This is a genomic window from Echinicola marina (genome assembly GCF_020463795.1).
Lineage (GTDB): Bacteria > Bacteroidota > Bacteroidia > Cytophagales > Cyclobacteriaceae > Echinicola > Echinicola marina.
In genome coordinates this window covers 4,289,951-4,314,767 of record NZ_CP080025.1, presented here as the reverse complement: position 1 = coordinate 4,314,767, position 24,817 = coordinate 4,289,951, and the positions used below count along the sequence as shown (strand labels likewise).

The window sequence follows — 24,817 nt, the reverse complement described above, 5'->3', positions numbered from 1 at the left end:
AAAAAAATATAATACCCGGCCATTATGATTGCCAAATGGCCATTAGTTCTCCCAAAATCATGGCAGTAGCACCCCAAACTACTTCTTTTTCTATATCAAAATATGGCGCTCTTAGTTGGAAACCTGAAGCTAGTTCAAAAGAAGTTTCTTTTATATTCTTTTTGTCCATCAAAGCAGAGAAGTCACTGTGGATAATCCTACTGACCTCTCTTGGGTCTGGGCGGAACATCGGCGTCTTTTCCGAGAAACCAATATAAGGTGTGACCAGAAAATTACTTGGAGGAATATACAAATTGGACATTTTCCCGATGACGGTTATCTGTTTTTTGTCCACGCCTATTTCTTCCTCGGTTTCCCTTAATGCTGTTTCCTTTAAGTCAATGTCTTCTTCTTCCCATTTACCACCAGGAAAAGAAACCTGCCCACTATGGTTGCCTTCATATTCAGGTCTTTTGATAAAGGGAACCATACAGCCTCCCTTGCTCATATAAAGCAAGATCATTACGGCTCCTCTCCGCGCATTTTTTACGTCATGGTTGGCAAATCTTGCTTCATCCAAAGGCTGTGGAGCCATTAGGATTTGTCCTTTTTTTCCAGGCAATGGTCCATGAAGCTTTGCTTCTAAATGTTTAACTATTTTCAATAATTCCATGGAAATAAATGCTGCTATTTGTTGGTTTAAACAAACAATATTCAGGGATAATTCAAAAATAGGTGACTGCATCAAGAACGGCTCCACAAAAAAGGTCCGATTATTAATCGGACCTTTTTATACTATCAAACCTATTAAACCTATTGTTCAGTTATCCAATATATTGGATAACTTGTTGGAAAGGTATAAAAATATTTGCATTCTACAAACAATCGATTGCGGAAGAAATAATTTATCCAAAACCCGATCAGCACTCCCTATTAATATTTCTCCAAATATGATTTTACCAAATAATAATAAAATTATATTTTGTTTTAAGAACAAAGAGTTTAATAAGAAATTAAAAGCTTTTCAAGAATGGGGTTATTTTCAAAAATTAATGATATAGCTTATTGTAGTTCAGCTAATTTCTGATGAATTAATTAACTTCGGTTAGGCTTTAGGAGATAAATCAACAATATGTTTAGAGCAAGTACCAAAAAACCACTAGTCGTCGACGAAATCATAAACGGATACATCAAATACATCAATTCATTTAATGAGTATACCAAACGGGCGCCGATTTATTTCAGGGAAAGAGATTGGGATGGTGTTCAACTTAATCAAAGACAAAGGTTAAGACTTTACAAAGACTGTGTGAATGAAGTGGTGAAAATTTGTAAGGTCAATTATGGTGAGTACTTAAATGACCGTCATTATTGGCTAGCTGTCAAACATTCTTTTTCAGAAACGATCAATGAAAGAAATGATAAGGAGTTGGCAGAATCATTTTATAATTCTGTAATCAGAAAGTCAGTTGCCAAGCTGTCCATTGATGAAGAATTAATGTTTGTCTTGGAGGGCTATGACTCCTGCGAAATTCATCCTCAGGAAAATCTCTTTCATAACTATCCGTCCACATGGGGAGTTCAAAAAATCATCCGGAAAATATTGGAAGATTTTGATTTTAAAGCCCCCTACTTTCAGAAGGAAAAGGACGTACAATTCTTGGTCAGAAGTATTAGGGAAGTCATCCTTACCCGCTATGAAGTAGACAAAAGTACCACTACCCAAGTCTTGAAGCAGGTTTTTTACAGAAACAAAGCAGCTTATTTGATCGGAAGAACCTTTTTGGGAGGAAAATGGATGCCTTTTATCATTCCCTTTATGCATGGGCCCAATGGTGTTTTTGTAGACACCTTGATATTTGATCCCAATCTGATGAGTGCGGCATTTAGCTATACACGATCTTATTTTATGGTGGAAACTGAAATTCCTTCCCAGATAGTCGCATTTTTGAATTCAGTCATTACCCATAAAAAGGTCTATGAACTTTATAACGCCATTGGCTTCAATAAACATGGTAAAACAGAGTTTTATCGTGATTTTCTTAACCATCAAAATACAAGTGATGACCAATACACCCTGGCACCGGGGATCAAAGGCATGGTGATGACTGTTTTTACCTTGCCCTCTTACAATATAGTTTTTAAAATGATCAAAGACAGTTTTGATCCTCCAAAAAACATGACGCGACAGGAAGTCAAGGACAAGTACCGACTGGTATCTCTCCATGATCGGGTCGGTAGGATGGCTGATACCCATGAATTTGAATACTTCAAGTTACCGCTTGACCGCGTTCATCCCGACTTACTAAGAGAACTGAGAAACACGGTCAATTCATTGATTGAAATCAAAGATGATACGCTGATCCTCAAACATCTCTATACAGAGCGGAGACTAACTCCCTTAAATATGTACTTGGAGGATTGCAGTTTGGAAGATGCTAAGATCGTCGTGGAAGAATATGGAAACGCTATATTACAATTGGCCAAAGCCAATATCTTCCCTGGGGACATGATGACAAAGAATTTTGGCGTAACCCGACAGAAAAGGGTCATTTTTTATGATTATGATGAAATTGAATTTTTGACCCAAATGAATTTCAGGGAAAAGCCCAAGCCTAGGACCTTTGAAGAAATCTATGCCGCCAGCCCTTGGTACGAAATTGCCAAAAATGATGTCTTTCCGGAAGACTTTAGACGGTTCATGATTGGTCGAGCAGATGTAAAACCCTATTTTCTCGATTTCCACAAAGATCTATTCGATCCAGCACACTGGAGAAACATCCAAAAACGCATCGAAAACGGAGAGTTTATCCATGCCTTTCCCTATCCTGACTATATGAGATTTAGGCCACATGAACCCGTTTAAGGATATTTTTAGGGGGAATTCGCATCTAAACAGGAATGGCTTATATCCAAATAAGCCACTGGCATAAAATACTTTTTTTAGGCATAATCCAAGGTAATTCTTATATCGTATATTTTGGATAATTGGAGTTAATTGACTAATATTCAGTAAGTCGAGTAAGAAAATTTATAACAATTGATTTTCTTCCCGGTTATATATAAACTTTCCTTTTATGGAAAGCAATGAAACTCCATCCTTACTACCACAAATTGCTTTATCATGTTTGTTTAGATCTTTTAAATTCCTGAAAAATGAAAAAAGCTCAATGGTTCATTATCCTAGCTGGCCTGTTATTTACATCATGCTTTTCCTCTAAAGATTTTGTAGCAGAATACGATTACGATTACAGGGGCAATTTTAAGAAGTACAAAACATTTGCCTTTATGGAGGATACTGGAACAGATTCGATAAAGCATATTCCTATTATCGATAAAACCATCATTTCCAGGTTAAATTCCCAAGGATTTAAGCATCAGATTTCACAACCGGATATTTTAATTTATTACAAACTGTTCATTAGCCAAGTCCGATACAGAGGCTATGTACAACCTGAGTTCGACAACTGGTTGTCGGCAAGAGGGCTGGAAATCCTTAAGGAAGAAGAACGAAAAGAGGAATTAATGAAAAAAAGGGGGATAGAGGTCCTTGAAGAAGATGAAGAAGAAAGAGAAGTGGGCGAAGATTATGATAATATCAAATACTATGAGAATGAGGGGATGTTGATCATTTATGTAATCGACTACAAGAAAAACAAAACCATATGGCAGGGATACACAGCAGCAAATTTTGATGTTAATTCACCAAGCATCAATCTTGATCTTACAAGAGCCACCTATAAAGTAATGAACCAATTCCGCTTGGTTACAAATAATTACACCTTTTAGCTATTGATCCATAACTTTTTGAATCCCCATCTAGCAGGTGGGGATTTTTTTTTGTAGATAGGGTCTACGGTTTCAATTTGCTTTAGAATATACATAATTCCGCTCCTAAAGTTGACAGCTACATCAATACGACGAAATTTTTATTTCCCCACCTTCTGTCGTAAGACAGCACTTATTTAACACTATAGATGTAGGCAGATCAAAACCTTACAAACCCAAGCATATAACCAAATATCAGTGTTCATCCTTTTTATCTGTGGTCGATATTATTTGTCCACAGATAAACATACAGTAGCCCATATGTTTTTGTTGCTTTTCAACTAGGTCAGCATTGAACGATTATAGTATAGGTTTTAAATATTTAAAACCTATACTATAATATTTGCCCCCAAAATATTGATTGATCCTACTAATCGCAGAAGCTAATGAAGGAAAAATAGGTGTATAAAAATAAACCCTCCTGAAATTTATCATCAGGAGGGTTTAATAAAGAATCTCGTCGGGGTGGCGGGATTCGAACCAATAAATATAAAAACCTGAAAACCAGTTAATTACAACATATTAAGATTATTCTATCACCTAATTGCTCTCAATTTTATTTTAAGGCCTAGATTTTTCCATAATACCACAAATATACAGAAATTTTCGAACCATCGAATACAGCTTTCAAATCGATTCACAATTTTTATGATATAATAAAAAAAGGGCCTTACAGCCCTCCTTCATCTGCGAAGGAATAATACCCTTCTGATGTTACAATGATGTGATCTATTATGGGCAGTTCCATCAGCTTACCCAATTCCACTACCCTTTCGGTAAGCTTACTATCTGCATGACTAGGGATTCTATTTCCAGAAGGGTGATTATGGCTTAGAATGATAGCTGAACTATTGGTCTTTAAAGCACTCGCAAAAATCAACTTGGGATCAGCCACAGTTCCAGATATACCTCCAGTAGATATATTTACGATTCCTAGGACTTTATTAGCCCGATTTAACAACATCACTTTAAACTGCTCGATAAATTGCAATTTGGATTGATCCCAATTATCAATTAAAAGTTCATAAGCTTCTTTGGATGAAGTGATTTTTGGCAAATCGGACAATTTGATTTTCGGCTGATAGCTCAGAACGATTTCTGCTACTTGACTGGAAACGATGTCTTTGTTCTTGGTATCCATAACATTTCGATTTAATGGTTAGAAATTAATTATGGTACCCATCGCAGCTTGAGGGCAATCAAGGCCAAGTGGCAACGGAATAAATGAGGGACTTGCGGGAAGCCTCGTGTTTATGCCGTAAGCTCTTGGCCGCTTCAGCAGCGCAAAAGCTAAATTGTATCATGATTAATGAAATAATATTCAACGCTTTATCCCTTTTCTTCTAAGCATTATTTCTTATGTAAAAAATTTTCCCTACCCTATTGATATGATCTAATAGTTCCTGATTATTAATATGTTTCTTTATGGACAAATCAATCTTATAAGGTAAAAGCATATCATCCAATCTGTTTTCTAGGTCAAACAGGTCACTAAGATCAAAACCTTCGGCTTCAATTGTCAAATCGATATCCGACGCTGGACGAAAATTTCCCTTGGCACGGGAACCGTATAGAATAACTTTAGATATTGCTGGGTACTCGGAAAATATCTTGTTAATAGATGCTATTTCCTCTTTTAAAAGACCAAATTTCATCTTTCAAAAATGTCTTTTTGCTCCCCACTACGTTTATTTTCCATTATTACTTTAAAAGTTAAAAACTCAGGATAATACTCCTCTAATATTTTTGAAAAAATTTCCTGAGCAGTATCTTCATTATAAGTATGGGAAGTTTTATTCCTACTTTGGATCATTTCCATCCATACTTTTCCTTCAGTAATCAAACCAGTACTAAAAGCTTCTCTTGTAGCATCCTTGGATCCATATATCTCATTGTTCCCTTTTTCTTTTAGGAAGTCCTTCATTACATTCCAAGCCAATTCATGGGTATATTCAAATCGTTGGATCAAACCTTCTTTAACAATATCCTCTCCCTTTTCGAAAAGTAGCTCATCATATTCACCATTGGTATAATAATTCTCCCTAATATACTTCACTGCTTCTTCAAGCTTAAGGAGGGCCTTATTATAGTTAGAAAACCTTTGCTCCCATCTAATATCTTTTGACATATTCAAATAATTATCTATTGGTCCATCAATTCAAAAGTAGAACCTTTTTTTTAATCAAAAAAGAATCGGAATTAATGCGTTCCTCCTCTCAAAAAAAATCATGCTGTTCGGATAAAAATCTAAATTAGCTTGAAAAGATCATCCTTCAATTTTGGGATGTGCTGATTTAATCAGCTATCTACAACAAATGAGATAAACAGAGATAAAATTTGAACGTTCCCACTACGTCTCCTCCATGTTCCCCGTTGTCCTAGCAGCTGAGCTACGCCACGGCGCACAGGTGCAGGACTTCATAAACCAGCGTCTCCGACTCAGCTAATTTCAGCCATCTCAAGCCCCATTACTCCTGGCTAATACCCTTCTATTTTTTCCCCTCTCCCTAGTATCTTTCTAACATATACCTAGGGGATGTCTTGGGGATACGTTGCCTTCAGGTCAATTATTTCTTGGAAATATTATATATTTCAACAACCTAGCGACAATTATAAAATCAGGATACGTGAATTCAAATTCCTAGAATATTACGGTGAACTAACATTCTCACCCAGTCAGTAGAAAAAAGGATTATTTAGCCATGTTAACTTATAAAAACTTTTCAGCCAAACAAGTTACGAAGCATTGTCAAATAAATGAATAAAAAGTAGAATCATTACTCCTTGTTATCCCTTTTCATTCTTTCCAATTTAACTTGAACCAAAATATCATAAAGCTCATCCCAATTTCCCTTTTCTGAGATTAGATGGTCTCTACTTCGTAAAATTCCAGGAACCAAATAAAAAACACTTGGTACAATTATAATAAACAAAAGTAAGGAGATCATTTCGAAATACTCTTTTTCGATCGTGCCTAAATATATACCCAACCATGATAAAAAGAAGGCTCCTATAATAGTGGAGGAAATAATTATTTCTGAGATCTCATTTTTCCCTTTATTTTTAACTCCCTCCATAAGTAAATCAACTGCTTCTTTTTTATAATGTTTATCCAAATATGCTGATAGTTTATTTATGAATATCCTGGAAAGTGTATATTCCGATGATCTTGACCACCAATCCGGTCATCCTGACCACCCTTTCAATTAGGGTTTTCAGTTACCGTTTGGAGGCTGTTAATGTTATTGTTTTTTTCTCATTGATTCTCCTTTTAGCTCGATTCTGTGTGCGGTGTGCACCAGTCTGTCGAGAACAGCGTCGGCTATGGTACTGTCACCTATGGTTTCGAACCATTTTGTAACCGGAAGTTGTGATACCACTATTGTTGAAGCCCTTCCATGGCGGTCTTCTATGATTTCAAGCAGGGCCATTCTTGCCATTTCATCCAGTTGCTGAATGCCGAAGTCATCCAGGATCAATAAATCCTGTTTTTCTATTCTCGCTATCTCTTTGATATATGAGCCGTCAGCTTTCAGCATTTTGAGTTTCGGGAACAGCTTGGTGGTATTATAATATTGGGTTCTGACCCCTTGCATACAGGCTTGGTTTCCCAGGGCCGAAGCAATGTAGCTTTTGCCGGCCCCTGTTGCTCCTGTGATCAGTATGTTTTCTTTTCGTTTAATAAAGGACATATCAGCAAGTCTGAGGACCTGCATTTTATCCAGCCCCCGGTTTGGAGAGAACTCAAGCTCTTCAACAGTGGCACTGTACCTGAACTTTGCCGTTTTGTACAGTCTGTTGATTTTCCTGTTCTCTCTTTCTTCCCATTCTGCCTGCAAGAGATGGTTTATAAGCTCTTCGGGATTGAGATCATGATGTTTGTTGCTGTCCAGAATGGTTTTGTATGCTTCCATCATTCCGTGAAACTTCATTTTGGACATCTGGTTCAATGCGATGCTCTGTGTCATAATTGTGTGATCGGTTATATGTTTGATAATTACCTGAAGCTTTCCGCTCCCCTTATGTTTTCGTGGTCAACTGATTTATCGGACTTGTTTTCAGTATCTAAAGGGATTGAATCCATCCCGCTGTTGAGTATTCTGGTGATGACCGAATAATTATAAGTGTTGTAGTGTTTGGCACGTATTACTGCGTTTATGAGCCTTTCCCTGCCTGCCTTTTTATCATATCCCAAAATCCCCAGACAGCTTTTATAGGCCTGTTCCGGATACGGGTAACTGTCGAGGATAACCTGTAAATAATGCCGGACTTCAGGATGTATCCCTTTTGCCCAGTTCAGGAAGAATTCAGGGTTCCAGTCACTTACAAACCTGTGGGCTGAAGGCATATGGTCCTGGACCGTAGTGTATCCGCGCTCCTTAAGGCTTCTTTTATGAAAAGCGATCCTTTCCCCATCGTAGAAAACAGAAACGTAACTGGCTGAGTACACAACCTTGACTTTTTTGCCGATATACCTGTAGGGAATAGAATAATAATGGTTTTCAGGGTTCAGGGATATGTGGGAGGTTTTAGTGACGGTGGCATACTTGAACTGTTTGAGTTCATATCTTTCGGCAGGCAGGGGGGCCAGGGTTCCCTTTTCTTCCCTGTCGAAAAGCTCCTTCCTTGTTTCCGGTCTTTTCTGGAAAGGGGTATTGTTATGGATATTGAGGTAGTGCCGTATATCCGCATTCAGTGTATTGATGTCATGGTAAACTTTGTTTCTGAGCGGGGCGTATATCCTGCTGTAGACAATGCTGACGGTCTTTTCCACCAAGGCCTTGTCCTGCGGCTTCCTGCTCCTTGCCGGAAAGACCACACAGCCGTAATGGTTGGCAAAGTCCAGGAAATCGGGGTTGATGGCCGGTTCATACTTGTCGGCTTTGGTGACCGCGCTTTTGAGGTTGTCGGGCACCAGGGCCCTGGGAACACCGCCCAGGTAATGTAAAGCATTTTCAGTGGCTGCTATGAAGTCTTCTTTTCTTTGGGAGGGAATGGCTTCTACATAGCTGTATTGACTGGCTCCGAGTGTGGCAACATACACTTCCAGATCAGTGAGTTCACCTGTTACAGGATCTACTATGGACAGCCTATCACCCGTAAAGTCTATATAGAATTTATCTCCCGGAACATGTTCAATTCTCATACTGGCAGATAGACCGGTACGCCACTGCCTGAAGCTTTCACAGAACTGTGAGTAACTGTATCCGTCAGGATGTTTTTGTCTGTATTCTCCCCACAGGACCCAACGGTTCACACCGGTCCGTTTAAGCTCCGGTTCCATATAGGGAAAAAAAGATATAAGCTCCTGGTACCGCTCCCCTGAAACATGGTCCGGATCAGAAAGTAGGGCATCAAGCTCTTCGTCATTCATGGACAAAAGCTCTCCGTAAGAAAAACCTTTGGAATCAATCAGCTGAAGGTACTTCTTGACCGTGTTCCGGGCAATTCCCAAGGTTTTGGAGATGGTCTGCAGTGCCATTCCGTTGTCACGGTGGCGAATTATCTGTTTGAGATTACTCATGGTTATCGTTTTTCCTGCCATGCTTTACGGTTGGTTTTAAATCAACCGTAAAGGAAACGATAACTGAAAAATTAAAGGTGGTCAATAATGTCATTCTGGCCATTCTGACCACTTAAAGTGGTGGTCAACATGGCCGGATTGACAGTGGTCAATATCACCGGAATTTTACCCTTCGACAAAAGTTGATACCCAGAAGGGGGGTGGTCAACATCATCGGAAAAAAGTGGTCAGCATCACTGGAACAGGTGGTCAACATGAATCGGAATATACAAAAGGGTTGCATCTGACCATTTACCTAGAGAAATATAAGCTTCAGATAATACTCTTTTAATGGTATTAGCATTAATTCGTTCACCCCATAAAATCGCCACGTATCGTAATAACATACCAAAGGCAACACCGCCAACCCAACCTCATTGATTATTAAAAAAGTAAATCAAGCTGACCATAATAATAACACTTAAAACTATTAGCCCAAAAAACAAAAAAATTATGCCGCTTCTTATTTTGCCATACAATTAAACGTTGGGAAAGATATCCACTTAAATTAATTTAAAGCTTTATCCAAAGCATCATTAGCTCTGTTTCGAATTGAAGGTACCTGCAATAGTTTATCAAATACATCCAAAGCAGTATTTTGCTCGTCCAAATATTTAAATGGCTTTAGTCTTAATTTAGAGTAAATGGATAGGATAAGAACCAAAGACTCATCGCCATTGAAAGCTCTTTTTCTTATATCAACATTTTCTGGAACATCCATATCAACTAATAACGCCAAACATTCTGTAGGATATAAAGCAGAGCATTCTAGCAAAAAATCAAACAAATATTGAGGATCATCCCTGAAATGAGGAGTACTTATATATTTCTCAATAAAGCTGTAGAGCTCCCGAAAATTTTCAATTTTAAATTTTCTTAAAATCAATCCCGAAAGGTCGTTTGATATATCAATATCAGGATACTTCATACATCTTTCTAATACTTCTATTGCTTTGGTATTTATTTTTCCATTATTAATTAAGAGTTCCTCGGCTACTTCGATTCCGCACTTAATGGACTTTTCTCCAAGATTTATGAAGTTATCGTACATTTCGTAATCACTGATATGGTCAAATATCCAGCTACTAATAAAAAAGTAGCATTTGTCATATAATTCCTCATGTAAAAGCATTTCTTCGAAATAAAAACCCATCCTATCATGAAACACATTGTTGAAATATTGAGCGGACATTATTGAGTGTTTAAGTATTATGGGACTTTTAAGTGCAATGAGTTTCTGGAAAATCAAAAAAGATCTCTCGATATCAAGATGGTTAAGTAGCCCTAAATTTGTCATAATCCCAGCTAAAATTGTTGATGAAGGATTATTCTTTGGACTAATAACAAATTCAATGGTTGAAAAAATGGACTCTTTATATTGTGGGTACATATATGAATGGATCAAACTATAAATCGCTGCTCCTCTTGGAGTATTAATAAAATCCATTAGTGGGTCATTAGGGTTTAATACATCATCCAAGTATAGTGATGATTTAGCAGTCGAGACCCAAAAATTGATGATTTTTTCAGATACTAGGGATAAATCAATTAAATACTGTGTGTGCCATACGGCATAGAGCGTATGGCTTTTATCTAGGTCCAGCTTAATTTCTTTTTCTATTAGCTCCGATATTTTACTCCCATCAAATTCGGCATCAATTAGTCCGGAAATACCCTGAGAAATATATGAAGGAGAAATACCTCTTTCATTAAAAAGCCTAACAATAAGTCCAAATAAATAATCGGGTTTTTTCTTAACAGTGGCACTAAATGACCTTGAAAGTTCTAACAACCCTCCTTTGAAAAAGTCATCGGATTTAAAGTTCTCATCTATTTTTCTCATGCTATTAATCCATGCCTGATGACCGAATTTATCAAAATTTGGATTAGAAAGTGGAGACCTAGCCGGACCAAAACTACTTTTAGGTCTATCAAATGCTTTATTATAATCAACTTCCCCAAACCGTCGACTAAACATTTGATATTTCCTTTTTAGTTCTATATCTTTTTGTCGGATACCATCTGGCAAAGCTTTAATAAAAAGGTATTGTTTTAAACCTAGTTTAAGCGATAATTTCCTTTTTCCTTCATTTGTATATTTAACTATCTCATAGGGGTTAGATATAGTAAGTAGTATCTCTTTAATTGCTAAAAATTGCTGGATATTGAAATTAATTAAAGATCCACTTATTAACTTACGCATATTTAATTGAAAAAAATCATCTGGCCCTTTAAATCCATTTTTTTTATCAATAATTAAAATAAATCGATAAGCTTCATGGGTAAACTCCTTCACTCTTTCTTGAAGAAGCTTTGCAATTATTATAAGTAGTTGGATATAATTTGATTCAATATGACTATCCATCATTTTTTCTACTTCCTCTTCCCCACAGTTACGGTAATACTTAAGAAGGTAGAACTCTATTGATTTTTCATCTTCACTATCCTTGTAGTACAACCTATTATCATAATGATTTGATCCAAGAAGTTCAGATTCAATACCATGATAATCATTGAAATAAAGTGATTTTGTATCCTCTAGATATTGCAAAAAGATTGACAATAAAAATTCAGAAAGTTTCTTAGGATTATTTTGGTATAATTGATCAATTATTTTAGCGAACTTATAATCAAATTTAAAAGGTTTGTGATGCCGGTTCATTTCAGAGATGACCACTGGTCGGATTTTTTCCAAAACAAAATTCAAATCTAGAGGAGCTATCTTCTTTAATGTTTCGAAATACCATATCTCAGTATTATCGTTAAATGAGTAATATTCATTAAAAAAAGGCAATAGGTCTTGGTCCCAAATTTTGATATTGGGAATAAGTTCGGCTATCATCTTTTCTTTTGACTCAAATGAGGAATTTTCTAAATAGCTTAGTATTAAATAAGGGTGATAGTTAATGTTTCTAAAAAGAATTTGAAAAGTTTCATTCTCATTTTCAGGAATAAGAGAATTTGTAATTAAAAAATAAATCCATCCCCTTGAATTAACCACATCTAAGAACACCTTACCATATTTATTTTGGAGAATGTCTATGAGAATTCTTTTCTCTTTATGGGTAGGCATATCAACTAGCCCAAATTGTAAAATGAATAGGAATTTTATGTGAAACCTGATATGATCACTATTAATCGCTTTACGATATAGGTCTATGTATTCGTTATGATTTACTTCACGTAAGTATTCAATAACCTGTTTAATCAAAGATCTGATATATAGGTTTTGATCTTCATCAAAAATATACTCGATCAAATCCTTTTTTGACTCTACAAACCAACGAGCTAAATAATGTTCATAAAATGATTGATGAAAAAAGGAAAGCTTGTTTTCATTTTTTAAAATTATCCCATTTGATATTAAGTAATCTATTTCTGGTTGATGCTCTTTGAGATAAGATTGATCTATTAAATTGGGATGTGCGTTATACATACGCTCTACCACGACATCAAGACAATCAATTACATTAAGCTCTCTATTAACCAATATTTGCCCCCACAACTCTAAGTAAAGCTTAGATAATGGAATCCTTTCTTCGTATTGTAATATTTTCTCAAGATCTGGGATTAAAGTAAATAGCTCTAAATTATATGGTGTAGTAAGAAGGTTAATCAGCATTTGATTTTTAACGCTAATTCCAAGAGATTTTAACACTTTATTTACCTCATCTGGAGAAAGGGATCCAACCTCAATTCTTTTTATCCCTGACTCCGAATTTATTTTTCGAAGATCAGCATCATACTCTAAGTCAAAATTTCGGGAAGAGATTATTATCCTTACATTTTTTAAGTTTATTAATTCATAGATCAACTTTACATAGGTACGTAAATACTCTCTATTTGAAGAAAGAGTTTGTGAAAGAGCATCTAACTGGTCAAGAAACACAATAAGCTTTTTTTCTTGCTTAGAAATCGTATAAAATAGTTCTTGAAATGAATTTACATTATTAAAGAGTTTTTTTGAGAGGTCCTTCAAGCTTATACCATAAAATTGATCACACTTTATAGCTAATATTAAAAGATCATTTTGATTCGATAATTTGAAATATGAATCTCTAATAATGGTGGATTTACCTACTCCTTTAAGACCTTTAATTATGAGTAATTTCTCGTACTTGTTTTTGCCTGGTAAATCACTATTTATCCAAGTAAAAATTTCAATAGTTTCTTTTCTAGAAACATGAGTATTAGTGTTTTTGGAAAAATAATTCTTTAAATCTCTAACAAAGAAGGATGCAGACCTAAGTTCATGTTCTAAATCCAATTTCCCTGAAACTACAACTTCATGAATTTCATTAATAGCAGTTCGATAGTCGTGGTCAAAAACCTCGTTATAAAAATCATATTTTCTTAAATCTTCAATAAGATCTTCCCCATCATATAATTCTATGAATTCTTGGGATAAATTGTAATTGGCGATTTGCCTATTCTTCCAATCCGACCACCATTTATGCTCGCTAATACTTAGTTTTTCAGGAATACACAATATCCATTGACTTGGCATAAAATCATCAGATGTAATAATTTTCTTAAATGACTCTCTAATCTGGGACCTTTGGGAATCCTTGATCCCATCTACGAAAAATTTACATTGAACAATTTTGATTGGCTCTATTCCTAATTTACCTATAAAAATATCAATCCCTCCATCACCAACACTAACCCGCACTGACTTTACATTTTGACTAGGGAATTTTCTTTTGAACAGACTAGCACAAATCTCTTCAAATTTGTGTCTCGCTCCTGCGATACTAAATTTTTTTACAAGATATAGCCATTCATCAATCATGTTGATTTAAAAATATGTGATAAATTTTAATTAGAACTTCTAGAGACTAAACACTTTTCTGTTAATAAGTGAAAGACTGACTTTATGTTCAGCGGTTCTTGACTATCAATAAAACCATCATACTGTGTAATATATGGAGTTTATAATTAACAGCCATCCCCATATTTCCGAATTTCGTGTTCAACTCAACTAAACATAATTATTCATCTTGGTCCGACCTAAATACTTTCATGAATTTTTCTAATTCAAAATTCATTTGTTGTTCAAAAAAATTATCCTTTCGTGATTTATCGATTGGTCCATCATGATAAGCTGGCCCAAAAGACAGATCGTATTTAATATTATTAATTATAACTTTATTTATAGAATGAATTTTCACTTTACCCTCTTTAATAGGCCATCCAAATAAAGCGATGTTCGGAACACTTTGTGACTCAGCATATTTCTTCATAGGAGGGATGCGACGTATAGACATCCCATAAATGGTTTCAAAAGGAATTGCCCCAGTTCTTGAATGGCTGAAATAAGAAGGGAATATAATACCATCAAATCCTTGTTCTTTGATAAATTGCGCAATTCGAGAACAAATAGGATAAGCGTGTTTAGGAGCTAAGAACAGAAAATGAACAGCTAAATCTATACTAGTAAATTCATCTACCCCTTCTTCTGAAACTAGTGCCGCAAGATTTAACATTTTTAAAGGTTGTGATGGAACGAGTTTCGCTACATAAAGTTCATCTTCCACGGTTGCGCGGCATTCATGAATACAGAGTTCAAGATCCGGAGATGCATACATAATGGGTTCTCCATCAAAATTCAATCTATTTCCACTTCCAAATCCTTTCGGTGGAGTGTCATACTCAGGAAAGTTATATGGAGTATCTGGATTGACTCTAATTCGATAAAACGAATGATCTTGGTTTAAAATATGTTTTGGATAAAGTTTTAAAATACGTCCTAAAACCTTTTCAACTTCTACCTCACTTTGAAGGTTTTTAAGTGGTTCGATTTCTCCGAACATCCAAAATCTTGGACTGTAATAGAATAAGCCAATTTCTCCAGCTTGCTCAATAAGTTTCACATCTTCAGAAAGCCATTTAGACACCTTTATATCAGTATCATTATATCGCTCCTCATTCATTTGTACCAGAGGAAATCCACCATAATCAAAGCGCTCAATCGTTCCACGGACGAAAAACCTGTAACATAATTCCCGTACAATTTGCCTTGTCAGCTTTCTTCCATTGCTCGACGAGCAATTTTGGCACTTGATGTCTTTGTGTATTCCAATTTTGTATGCATCCAAACGGAGACCTTCGTCATGAAAACAATCGGAACACAAGATCAGGTTCCCCTCTTCTCTTTTGATATTAGAGAAATACGGGTACAGACCTTGAGTTTTCTTTAGTTCCCTATATATTAATTTATTATTTTCCATGAGTATATTTTACTATATGAGTTAACTGGATTTTTCAAGCTCCAACCTCCAAAAATACTTAAGGGGAAAAAGCTTTCCCCTTAAGTATCCCTTTCCCAGTGAAGGCTTCCCATTCTTTGGACAGTTTAAAATTAGACAGATAAATTTAGTTAATACTATTATTAAGGGTGTTAATTGTGGGTAACTTCTTGGAAGTTATCCACTGTTAACGCCCCATTTCTTTGGGCAAACTCCTTAGGGGACATGTCACCCAGGCTGTCATGGGGCCTGTTTTCATTGTAATCCATCATCCAATTTTTGGTGAGTTCCCTTACCTCCTCCAGGTCAAAGAACAGGTATCTGTCAAGGATCTCATTCCTGTAAGTTTTGTTAAAACGTTCGATATAGGCGTTCTGCATCGGTTTTCCCGGTTGGATATACTGTAGATCAATACCTGTGGAACGGCACCATTCCTTTAATGCCAAAGAAATGAATTCAGGACCGTTGTCCACCCTGATCCTTTCCGGCTAGCCCCTCCATGAGATAACTTCTTCCAGCACCCTGATCACCCTTTTGGCAGGGAACCCTGTTGCTATCTCTATTTGGAGCGATTCCCGGTTATAATCATCAATAATATTGAGCGTCCGAAAGCGTCTTCCCGATACCAAGCTATCGCTCATAAAATCCATTGACCAGCTTTTGTTTGCATACAATGGCTGTAACAAAGGCTCCTTTACCCTTTCAGGAACCCGCTTCTTGCCTTTTCTTCTCATGCCCAGATTCAATAGTTTATAGCCACGGTATACCTTTTTGTGGTTCCAACATAGCCCATCCTTACGCATTCTTTTATACAGTTTCCAGAACCCATAGCTGGAATGTTCCTCGGCTTTTTCACGCAATACATCCAAGAAAGTACTGTCATCTTTCCGGCTTTTATAATAGTGTCCTGAACGGCAGGTTCCCACCAAACGGCAGGCCCTGCTGATACTTACAGGGTAGTTCTCCGTTACATAACCGACCCCGTTCCGCTTCTCAGCAGGGGTCAGAACTTTTTTCCCAGAATATCTTTAAGGATTTTATTGTCAAGGGCCAGGTCGGCATACATTTGCTTGAGCCTGCGGTTCTCTTCTTCAAGCTCTTTGAGGCGCTGCACTTCCTTTACTTCCATTCCCCCGTATTTTTTCTTCCAATTGTAAAAGGTAGCCCGGTGGATGCCCAAATCCCGGCATAGTTCGTTAACGTCACGACCGGATTCATGTTCCTTGAGCGCTTTGATGATCTGGCTCTCTGTAAATCTTCCTTTTTTCATACAGTTCAAAGTTAGCAATTTTGTCGCCTTTTAAACTGTCCAGTTTTTGGGGGAGCTTACAGAATATTGATCAATTAATGCTAAGGCTAAACAGTCATTCAAGAGGTTCAGGTCATATAAGAAAGAAGAAAGTGTCTCAATTGAAACTTTAGCTTCATCTCCAATAAAAAATTCTCCATCTTCTTTGAATGTGAATTTAATTTTTACCGGAGATTTATAGTAATAGTAGTAATGCATTACAGATTGTGGTTATTTAGAGTTTCAAAAGAGTCTTTCAAAAATTGATACAAGTCGGCTGGATTGTCAGAATTTATTGCCCTTGATTTTAAGTCAAGCAATGCGTCAACCAAGTCGTCATTGTTGTTTATTTTGGTTGCACGATAAAGTAAGTTGTTGTATGCGTTGTCTATATATTGTTTGACTTCTGCAAACTTCTTGTCATACTCAGCTTTATTTTTTGTCTCTGACGCTGTCCCGATTGAGTTGTCAAAGTTATATTTCTTATAAAGTAAACTTTCCCAAGTGTCTGTGTTGGCACCTTTTTCAAACCTGTCACACTCCCAAGCTCGTCTAATGAAAAATTCGTAAGTTGTATTGTCCATATTTTTTGTTTTAAGTGTCTGTTTATAATGCCTGCTAACTTGTTTATGTGTCTGGTTTTATTTTTTTCAAAACCTAAAACTAAAAAGTCCATTTAATAAATAAAATACCCCAAGCGGGGTATTTTTCACCAAAACCCTATAAAAAAACCCTCCAGGCGAAGGGCTTTACCTAATATATCAAAAAGGGCTCAAACAACTTTTATTAATTTCTTATCTTTCTTAATTTAGCAAATATTTCTTTTTTATCCACTGTTTGTTTATAGTATGAAATTATTCAATACCTCTTTTACGCTGTTAATTACTCTTACCTTCTTTTCCTTTGTCCTTCAAAACGAGAAGTATCTAAAGGTCCAGAAGGTGTTTGCATAGACCCATTAAGATTATTTTCTCCATATTTTACTTTTTGCTTACCAATTCTATAATCAATTGCCTCTCCCCAAGTAGAAGGGGTTCTTTTTTTTGTAGTAAATCTTTCAATTAAATTTTCTGGTAGATGATCATCATAGTTGTGCATGACAGCTTTCACGTCAATTCCCACTTCATGAGCTGCCAATACTTTTGTATTAGTTTAAGCCCTCCGCCCTCCATTTTACAACATCTATAGGATCACCTATCCATGAAAATATTCAAACATTCCTCCTTCTACCACATGATCACATATTCACTTAGCAAGCATATCTTAGGGGAAACCACGATTTCTTCATCTTCAACTGTTCTTGTCTGACTGGTACTCCATTGTGCCAAGAGGGGAAAAGCCAAAAGAAAAATTGTCATCCCATATAATGAACAAAAGGACCTTACAACCTTCCACCACCTGAAAAGGAATAATATCCTTCAGTTGTGATGATAATATGATCCAATACAAGAAAAAGAACACAAAAAATGAAGACTAGTTACCACATAAAAATATTCGAATAGCAACTCATAAATAAAGAAATCCATTTTTAAAAGTAAAGGCCAGTGAATGTGTTTCTGGCGATTTCGAGTAATATATAGAAGGCTAGATGAATATATCACCTAGCCTCTCAATTACCTACTTTTAAATGAGACTCAAATTCAAGTAAATATAAAAGTTCAGGAAATGTTTTTTTTCACTAATGTAGCCCCTTGATTTTTCTTTCCTATTTTAAAATTCACACCCAATAAGCTAAATAGGAGTTAAAAATAATTTAAATTAGTTCAGTATTAATCTCCAGTTTAAGTATAACATTTCCAGGATCTTCGCTTTTAAACAATTTATATAATTTCTCTAATTCCGGATTTCCCTTCATATACATAGTCCATTCCTCTTCATTTAAGTTTTCTTTTATCCCGTCATATATACTAACGAATTCATATGGATCTACTTGACAAAAAAGAAAGTTATCATTTGACCCAATTACAATCTTGGAAAAATAATACAGTTCATCTTCAATAAAGTTATTCTCTTTAGTTCCAATCTTAGATACTATAACCGTTTTTTGATTATGCTTATTATAGAAACTTCTAAATCTATTCGATTTATATTGAAAGGTAAAATATAAATATTTATCTAAATTGTAAAAGTTCGTAGCCTGGTAGGCATAGTTGGATTCTCTCAAACGGGTAACAAATTCAACTACGTCTTCATAATTGTTTTCACGAATTTCTTGAGGTAAGGTGAAATCCCCAAAATTGATAGCATATTTAGGTACAATTTTATCTTTTTCCATATTATAAATTGTATCCTTAAATGAATAAGAAAATAAAATATTATTGCCATCATCCCAAAAATTATTGGCATCAATAAAAAAATCGTACTTATGCTCATCACCAATGGGGAAAAATTTACCTATTATTTTTTTATTGTCCGCTGACCATAAAAAGCATCTATAATCTAATCCACCATAGAAGGCCGCTCCTCCATATATAGCAAAATTATTATTATCCAACTTTGTAAATCCAATAGCTGTTGTGAAATTAGGATTCCTAAATTCTTCAATAAATTCCCCTTCATAATTATAAATGATAATTTTTCCAGATTTACCATCAAGTATGTTGATGGTAGAATCCTGTTTATCAATATATAAATCATTTACAGAAATATATTCACCTGGACCATTACCAGGCCTTCCTATCATTAATGCCCTATTTTCATTTAAGTTTGATCGAAATACTACATTATCAGATTCAAAAATCAGATTATCTCCAGCAACATTCACCTTGTTTATATTACTGATTATGTTTTCTTCATTCTTGAAAGTTAAAAATTCTACTGAATTAAAAATAGTCGAAGGCTTGACGTTTTTCGAGTTCGACGGGTCTACTGTAATATCAATTATGTTTTCGGTATTTATTATTTTATTGCCGATAGGATTATTGTTACATGAACTAATAAATAAAACTAATGATATTAAGGAAAATATTTTCATATTAATAAACTTAAATTTAAAATAGGTGCTTTATTTAAAGCACCTATATAAGAATTATTTACAATCATCGGAGAGTGTAAAAATGCTTAAGGATTTTTTTTCTATACAATAGTATGTGCTAGAGGTCTTCACAATTTGTTGAAGCTGTACATCTATCTAAAGAATTATTTGTTTCCTTACAACAATACGTATTCGTTTGTGTGTTTATAGCTGTTGCTCTCCCCTTTTCCTCTCCACTAGAACCTGTCCCAGAGCTAGAGCGAGCCATAGCTGTACTCACAAGTGAAAAACCTCCATTTAAACTAGTTTGAATATTAAAAATAAAAGCAAGTAAAAATAACGATGCCCCAAGGCTTTTAATGATTTTTTTTCTTTTCATTATTGTTTGGTTTATGTTCAAATAATTTCTGTTAAATATAGAATAATAATTGATATACTGCAAGTTTTAATTTAACATCACCTGTAATTATAGTTATTATTAATCAAGATATAATTTTAAATAAAAGCATTGCTTTCTTTGAACAACTTAAAATAAGATAGATTAATTTAGTTTCCCATTACTAATATCTCTATTCTGCGCCCCCCTCCTTGGGGACATATCACCCAGACCGTCATGGAGCATATTTTTATTATAATCACCTATCCAATTTCTGGTCAATCCCCTTGCCTTCTCCAGGCCCAAGATCTGGTACCTTTCAAGGAATTCATTTCTATAGGTTTTGGTATAACGCTCGATATAGGCATTCTACATGGGTTTCCCCACTTGGATATACTGCAGATCAATGCCTGTTTCCTTTATTAAGGCCAAAGTAATGAATTCAGTACCGTTGTCCACTTTGATTTTTCCGGTCGTTCATTTCAGAATGATCACTTCTTCCAGCACCTAAATCACCCCTCTTGGCGGAAAAGCCTGTTTCAATCTCAATATGCAGCGCTTCTTTATTATAGTAGTGAACTTATTTAAAACCCTTGTACCTCTTGGATTAGGTTGTAAAGTATAATGCAATCTTTTACTTCAATATATTGGAAGTTTAACTTAATAAAATTTCTGCTCAAATATTTATCATATCATTCTAAAAAGGTTTTGCAAAAAAAATGAAAGAATTTGTACATAAATCTACAAAAAAATCTTAGCTAAAATTAAATTAAAAAAACAAAAAGGTACTTTACATAATCAACAAAAACGAATAATTTTAAAATACAAGATTTTGATTTTTGCATATAAGATGTTATTACCCTAACCTCTACATTCTTATAAACACTTAAATTAACAATTAAAATTCGCCCTCATATGAAAGCTCATAATATTACCGATCAATAAATCCTTAACCATCTTAATTCCAAAAAAGATTATCTATTAATTGAATTAAAGAATATTGAGTTAGCTACTCAGGTATTCAATGTAAATTGAAATTCTAAAAAAGAAACGAATTCAAATATCAGTAAAATCGAAGCCCCAAAAAATACAACAAAAATGATAAAACTGATTTAAAAATCACTTTTGTTTTAAGCTAATTAAATCGAGCAGATAAAAATGAAATAGTTAATGAGATTTCAAATTTAGAGCCTAATAAGGACGAAAAGAAACTTTTAAACAATGTTTCTTTTCAATTGTCCTATTTACTTAAAAATAATAGATGAAAAGGCTGGTAGAAATTACATTTATTCCTTAGAGTAAATCTTGTATTGTTAATAATTACTCCACAAAAACACCGGCAAAGCCACAAATACCCCTACCATACTGAACACCAAACCGCCAATGGTGCCCATGGCCAAAGAAAACCAGAAAACCTCATTCTGTCCTTCCATGATAAAAGGGATCAGACCAAAACAGGTGGACAAAACGGTCAACAAAATAGGTATGGCCTTTCCTGCTACCGACTTTAATACATTGCGATTATAGTTTCCACGGTCCCGGTTATTCAGGTCATTGACAATAAAGATAGCTGCATTCACGGCCAAGCCTCCCAGCATCACAAAGGCCGCATAGCCCCCTTGGTCAAAATAAAAATCAAAAACCGAAAAGATCAGGAACAAACCTATAAAGGCAATCGGGATCACCGCAATGATATAAAAGGGCTGCTTGAGGTTTTCAAATAATACTCCGCAGATAAAGAAAATCGCCACAATTAAGACCAATAGCAGGGTATACTGTCGCTTGTTTTTTCCATAGCCCCAGCCATAGGAGGAGGTCTCTGCCGAATAGCCAATAGGCATACTGGTTTTCATTTCTTCCAGGACATCCTCCAGGTATTCATTTCCGAATTTCCTTGAGCCCATATATTCAAAAGCCACCCTACGGATATACTGCCTATCCTCTTTGTGCAGGGAGTTGGTGGTAGTTTCCTTTATCAGTGTCCCTAAACTGGACACTTTAAACATTTTGTCTTCCGAACTGATCAGGCTGGTCTCCTCCAAGTCAAAGCGGGAGAAGTCCTCTGTATGCTTTTCCCTGACGACCACACCATAATTCTTGTCCTCCAAATTCAAATATAGACTTGGTCCGGTAGGTTTGGACCTATCACTCAGGGCAGACATCACCTCATACTGATTGGTGCCCTGCAGGGCCAATTTTTTCTGGTCAAATCGGAGTACAAACTCTTCAGAACTACGGTCTCTATAGGCCAGCCTTTCATTGGTATTCACCTCTTGGATCCTTTTGTGCTGCAGGAGCTTTTCGGCCAGTATTTCAGACTGTCGTGCCAACTCATCATAATTATAGCCTTTCATCATCACCGTAAAGGATGGAATCCCTTCTCCCCCCGGCCCTGCACTAAAGCCCTGTCCTACTCCATAAATACTCCAATTTGCCCCGCTCCAGTCCGTGGCTTTGACCGACAGTCTTCCTTTCAGCTGATAAGGTAAGGCAGAACTTTCATAGGCTTCTTTAAATGTGATGGTAATGGAAGCATATTGCCCTGAGGAGACATTGCTGACAAACTTGTCCACACCTTCCACTCTCTTCAGGAATTCTTCAAACTCACGAATGATAAAGTCCATCTGGTCCAGGGTATTGCCAAAGGGCAGGCGCACATTCACATACAACCTCGTCTGGGCAGCTTCCCTATAGCCGGACTTTTCAAATACGCCCCGAACAAACATCCGCAAAGAACCGCCCAGGGCCTTGTCCACATAAGGCCGGATATCCTCCTGATAAAGGGTGCTTCCAATGGTTTTATTGTACCAATCCTGCCCTTCCCATTTGGCTGGCAGGTAAAATATGGGCAGGCCAAAAAGCAAAACCAAGCATATTACAAAAGTCTTACGATAATGGGATGTAAAGCGGATGAGCTTTTGATACCTCCCCAACCACCTGGCCCTTCTTCTGAGCTTGGACAGGGACAGTGACCTGCCAGCACCGACCTTCTCCCTAAAGAGCAAGTGGTACATGGCCGGGGTAAACAAAAGGGCAACCAAAAGAGAAACCGCCAACATCACGGCTACCACTACCGCAAAGTCTGTCAGGTTTTTCTGATCTTCTTCCGGTAATAAAAAAACCATCAACAAGGCCGCAATGGTGGTCAGGGAAGCCGCCAACAATGCCAAAAAAACCTTTCTGTTTTTGTGCTTGTGAAGGTGATCGATCATAATGATGGCATTGTCCACGATAAGCCCAAAGGAAATGGTCAAGCCAGCAATGCTGTACAGGTGCAAGTGTGTGCCCAAGCTATAGAGAATAATCCCAGTCACACTCAGATTGACCAGAATGCCCAAAAACAGCACGGTCAGGTAACGCCAGTTCCGGTTGATCAAAAAGATAAAGACCACCAAAATCAGGATGGACAGGCCAGATCTTTTGTAGATTTTGTTCAGCTCCTTGGACAGGTATTCGGTATCATCCTGCTCCAGACGGACCTCGTAGCCTGGAGGAAGCAGCGCCCCAGCTTCCTCCACTGCATGCTTTAGTTGCTGCGCCAAAACCACCTTGTTTACCCCTTCCCTACTCGTAATACTCATGGTCACGGAGTTATTGCCATTGATGCGGTAATAACGGCTGGGCTCGGCTTCCTCCAGGGTGAGCTGAGCCAAGTCCCTGAGATAAATCTCCTTGCCTCCCTTATTGGTGATCCGCAGCATCTCCAGTTGTTCCAAATCGGTCAGTGAGCGATCCACCTGAATAAAAAGTGCTTCTCCCTGATGGTTGAGGGCCATACCGGGATAACCGGTCCCAAAAGCACTACTTAGCACTGCATTCAACATGCTTCGGGTGACCCCATAAGCCTGAAGCTTCTGTATATCATAAGTCACAAAGAGCTGCAGGTCATTGGCCCCATATACCTTGACTTCCTCCACTTCATCAAAGCGGTTGATAACTGCCTTCAGCACATCCTCCGTCACCTTTTTGATTTCAAAAGGGGCAAAAGGTGCATTGATGCTGTATTGGAGTATGGGCGGCTCATTATTGCGCTGGGCAGACTGATAGACCAGTGGAAAGCTGACTTTGGCATCCAAGGAGGGGTATACCTGCCTGATTAGGGAAGTCACCTCAAATTTCTTGAACTCCATGTCCGTATGCTTATCGAAGCGCAAAGTCACCGAACCGCTATTATAAGCAGAAACCGACTCTATTTTCTTGAGCTCTGACAGCTGACTGAACAATCCCTCCAAAGGTGCTGTCCCCAATTTTTCCACTAATTCCGGTGAAGCATCCCGCACGGAATAGGAAACACGCAGGACCGGCTGCTGTTCCCTGGGATTCAGCTCCACGGTCAGTCCGGGCACCAAGGCAAAGCCTATTATGGCCAGGACAAAAAATGATATGACGATTCTAAATGGACTCAAATTTTGTTTTAGACACTAGATGTTAGACATAAGATTTTAGACTTTAGATTAGTCTTGAGATATGAATATTGAGTATTGAGCCTCAAGTCATGTTGTCCATTCAGCTGTGCTGATGGACCAATTAAATCTGAACCTGTGGCCCATTTGTCGAGCTG

At 36.7% G+C, this 24,817-nt stretch carries 18 protein-coding genes and 1 pseudogene; 2 read left to right on the top strand and 17 right to left on the bottom strand.

The window, feature by feature from the left end; all coding sequences use genetic code 11:
* Positions 1 to 22: 22 nt before the first annotated feature.
* The gene (locus KZP23_RS17440) at positions 23 to 652 is read right to left on the bottom strand and encodes an NUDIX hydrolase (RefSeq protein WP_226333065.1); all 630 of its coding nucleotides are present in this window, start codon (positions 650 to 652) and stop codon (positions 23 to 25) included.
* A 459-nt stretch (positions 653 to 1,111) separates the two neighbouring features.
* Between KZP23_RS17440 and aceK the strand changes: the two genes are divergently transcribed.
* The gene (aceK, locus tag KZP23_RS17435; protein ID WP_226333064.1) at positions 1,112 to 2,845 is read left to right on the top strand and encodes a bifunctional isocitrate dehydrogenase kinase/phosphatase; all 1,734 of its coding nucleotides are present in this window, start codon (positions 1,112 to 1,114) and stop codon (positions 2,843 to 2,845) included.
* 290 nt (positions 2,846 to 3,135) lie between these two features.
* Complete coding sequence (locus KZP23_RS17430; RefSeq protein WP_226333063.1) at positions 3,136 to 3,768, top strand: DUF4136 domain-containing protein; 633 nt, start codon at positions 3,136 to 3,138, stop codon at positions 3,766 to 3,768.
* A gap of 709 nt (positions 3,769 to 4,477) precedes the next feature.
* On the opposite strand, the gene KZP23_RS17425 is transcribed toward KZP23_RS17430, so the two are convergent.
* The 16 genes and pseudogenes from KZP23_RS17425 to KZP23_RS17350 all read right to left on the bottom strand — a co-directional run bounded on the left by KZP23_RS17425 (position 4,478) and on the right by KZP23_RS17350 (position 24,662).
* Complete coding sequence (locus KZP23_RS17425; protein WP_226333062.1) at positions 4,478 to 4,948, bottom strand: JAB domain-containing protein; 471 nt, start codon at positions 4,946 to 4,948, stop codon at positions 4,478 to 4,480.
* A gap of 202 nt (positions 4,949 to 5,150) precedes the next feature.
* Complete coding sequence (locus KZP23_RS17420; RefSeq protein WP_226333061.1) at positions 5,151 to 5,462, bottom strand: nucleotidyltransferase family protein; 312 nt, start codon at positions 5,460 to 5,462, stop codon at positions 5,151 to 5,153.
* Entirely contained in the window at positions 5,459 to 5,935 is a 477-nt protein-coding gene (locus KZP23_RS17415) for a nucleotidyltransferase substrate binding protein (protein ID WP_226333060.1), read from the bottom strand. The genes KZP23_RS17420 and KZP23_RS17415 overlap by 4 nt, the downstream gene beginning before the upstream one ends.
* 649 nt (positions 5,936 to 6,584) lie before the next feature.
* Positions 6,585 to 6,923 carry a hypothetical protein gene (locus tag KZP23_RS17410; protein ID WP_226333059.1) on the bottom strand — a complete coding sequence of 113 codons (339 nt, stop codon included), beginning with the start codon at positions 6,921 to 6,923 and terminating at the stop codon, positions 6,585 to 6,587.
* 126 nt (positions 6,924 to 7,049) lie between these two features.
* The gene (gene istB, locus KZP23_RS17405) at positions 7,050 to 7,775 is read right to left on the bottom strand and encodes an IS21-like element helper ATPase IstB (RefSeq protein ID WP_226332542.1); all 726 of its coding nucleotides are present in this window, start codon (positions 7,773 to 7,775) and stop codon (positions 7,050 to 7,052) included.
* Positions 7,776 to 7,804: 29 nt separating this feature from the next.
* Positions 7,805 to 9,352: an IS21 family transposase gene (gene istA / locus KZP23_RS17400; RefSeq protein WP_226332541.1), complete on the bottom strand. Its 1,548-nt coding sequence runs from the start codon at positions 9,350 to 9,352 to the stop codon at positions 7,805 to 7,807.
* A 526-nt stretch (positions 9,353 to 9,878) separates the two neighbouring features.
* Positions 9,879 to 14,162: an AAA family ATPase gene (locus KZP23_RS17395; protein WP_226333058.1), complete on the bottom strand. Its 4,284-nt coding sequence runs from the start codon at positions 14,160 to 14,162 to the stop codon at positions 9,879 to 9,881.
* A gap of 199 nt (positions 14,163 to 14,361) precedes the next feature.
* Positions 14,362 to 15,600, bottom strand: a complete 1,239-nt coding sequence (locus KZP23_RS17390) for an RES family NAD+ phosphorylase (RefSeq protein WP_226333057.1) — start codon at positions 15,598 to 15,600, stop codon at positions 14,362 to 14,364.
* Between the two features lie 170 nt (positions 15,601 to 15,770).
* Positions 15,771 to 16,888 (bottom strand): annotated as a pseudogene (locus KZP23_RS17385) (IS3 family transposase).
* A 30-nt stretch (positions 16,889 to 16,918) separates the two neighbouring features.
* The gene (locus KZP23_RS17380; RefSeq protein WP_226333056.1) at positions 16,919 to 17,125 is read right to left on the bottom strand and encodes a hypothetical protein; all 207 of its coding nucleotides are present in this window, start codon (positions 17,123 to 17,125) and stop codon (positions 16,919 to 16,921) included.
* The gene (locus KZP23_RS17375) at positions 17,125 to 17,490 is read right to left on the bottom strand and encodes a hypothetical protein (RefSeq protein WP_226333055.1); all 366 of its coding nucleotides are present in this window, start codon (positions 17,488 to 17,490) and stop codon (positions 17,125 to 17,127) included. The genes KZP23_RS17380 and KZP23_RS17375 overlap by 1 nt, the downstream gene beginning before the upstream one ends.
* A gap of 304 nt (positions 17,491 to 17,794) precedes the next feature.
* Positions 17,795 to 18,043 carry a hypothetical protein gene (locus tag KZP23_RS17370; protein ID WP_226333054.1) on the bottom strand — a complete coding sequence of 83 codons (249 nt, stop codon included), beginning with the start codon at positions 18,041 to 18,043 and terminating at the stop codon, positions 17,795 to 17,797.
* 616 nt (positions 18,044 to 18,659) lie between these two features.
* Positions 18,660 to 19,880 carry a 6-bladed beta-propeller gene (locus KZP23_RS17365; RefSeq protein WP_226333053.1) on the bottom strand — a complete coding sequence of 407 codons (1,221 nt, stop codon included), beginning with the start codon at positions 19,878 to 19,880 and terminating at the stop codon, positions 18,660 to 18,662.
* A 118-nt stretch (positions 19,881 to 19,998) separates the two neighbouring features.
* Positions 19,999 to 20,259 carry a hypothetical protein gene (locus tag KZP23_RS17360; protein WP_226333052.1) on the bottom strand — a complete coding sequence of 87 codons (261 nt, stop codon included), beginning with the start codon at positions 20,257 to 20,259 and terminating at the stop codon, positions 19,999 to 20,001.
* Positions 20,260 to 20,421: 162 nt separating this feature from the next.
* Positions 20,422 to 20,616 (bottom strand): integrase core domain-containing protein, encoded by a 195-nt coding sequence (locus tag KZP23_RS23175; protein ID WP_226336544.1) that lies wholly within the window; start codon positions 20,614 to 20,616, stop codon positions 20,422 to 20,424.
* A 953-nt stretch (positions 20,617 to 21,569) separates the two neighbouring features.
* Positions 21,570 to 24,662, bottom strand: a complete 3,093-nt coding sequence (locus KZP23_RS17350; protein WP_226333051.1) for an efflux RND transporter permease subunit — start codon at positions 24,660 to 24,662, stop codon at positions 21,570 to 21,572.
* Positions 24,663 to 24,817: the final 155 nt, after the last annotated feature.

What these genes read in the sequence shown, in the direction of transcription:
- KZP23_RS17440 (WP_226333065.1), bottom strand. Translation starts at nt 652, where the DNA reads ATGGAATTATTGAAAATAGTTAAACATTTAGAAGCAAAGCTTCATGGA.
- aceK (WP_226333064.1), top strand. Translation starts at nt 1,112, where the DNA reads ATGTTTAGAGCAAGTACCAAAAAACCACTAGTCGTCGACGAAATCATA.
- KZP23_RS17430 (WP_226333063.1), top strand. Translation starts at nt 3,136, where the DNA reads ATGAAAAAAGCTCAATGGTTCATTATCCTAGCTGGCCTGTTATTTACA.
- KZP23_RS17425 (WP_226333062.1), bottom strand. Translation starts at nt 4,948, where the DNA reads ATGGATACCAAGAACAAAGACATCGTTTCCAGTCAAGTAGCAGAAATC.
- KZP23_RS17420 (WP_226333061.1), bottom strand. Translation starts at nt 5,462, where the DNA reads ATGAAATTTGGTCTTTTAAAAGAGGAAATAGCATCTATTAACAAGATA.
- KZP23_RS17415 (WP_226333060.1), bottom strand. Translation starts at nt 5,935, where the DNA reads ATGTCAAAAGATATTAGATGGGAGCAAAGGTTTTCTAACTATAATAAG.
- istB (WP_226332542.1), bottom strand. Translation starts at nt 7,775, where the DNA reads ATGACACAGAGCATCGCATTGAACCAGATGTCCAAAATGAAGTTTCAC.
- istA (WP_226332541.1), bottom strand. Translation starts at nt 9,352, where the DNA reads ATGGCAGGAAAAACGATAACCATGAGTAATCTCAAACAGATAATTCGC.
- KZP23_RS17395 (WP_226333058.1), bottom strand. Translation starts at nt 14,162, where the DNA reads ATGATTGATGAATGGCTATATCTTGTAAAAAAATTTAGTATCGCAGGA.
- KZP23_RS17390 (WP_226333057.1), bottom strand. Translation starts at nt 15,600, where the DNA reads ATGGAAAATAATAAATTAATATATAGGGAACTAAAGAAAACTCAAGGT.
- KZP23_RS17380 (WP_226333056.1), bottom strand. Translation starts at nt 17,125, where the DNA reads ATGCATTACTACTATTACTATAAATCTCCGGTAAAAATTAAATTCACA.
- KZP23_RS17375 (WP_226333055.1), bottom strand. Translation starts at nt 17,490, where the DNA reads ATGGACAATACAACTTACGAATTTTTCATTAGACGAGCTTGGGAGTGT.
- KZP23_RS17365 (WP_226333053.1), bottom strand. Translation starts at nt 19,880, where the DNA reads ATGAAAATATTTTCCTTAATATCATTAGTTTTATTTATTAGTTCATGT.
- KZP23_RS17360 (WP_226333052.1), bottom strand. Translation starts at nt 20,259, where the DNA reads ATGAAAAGAAAAAAAATCATTAAAAGCCTTGGGGCATCGTTATTTTTA.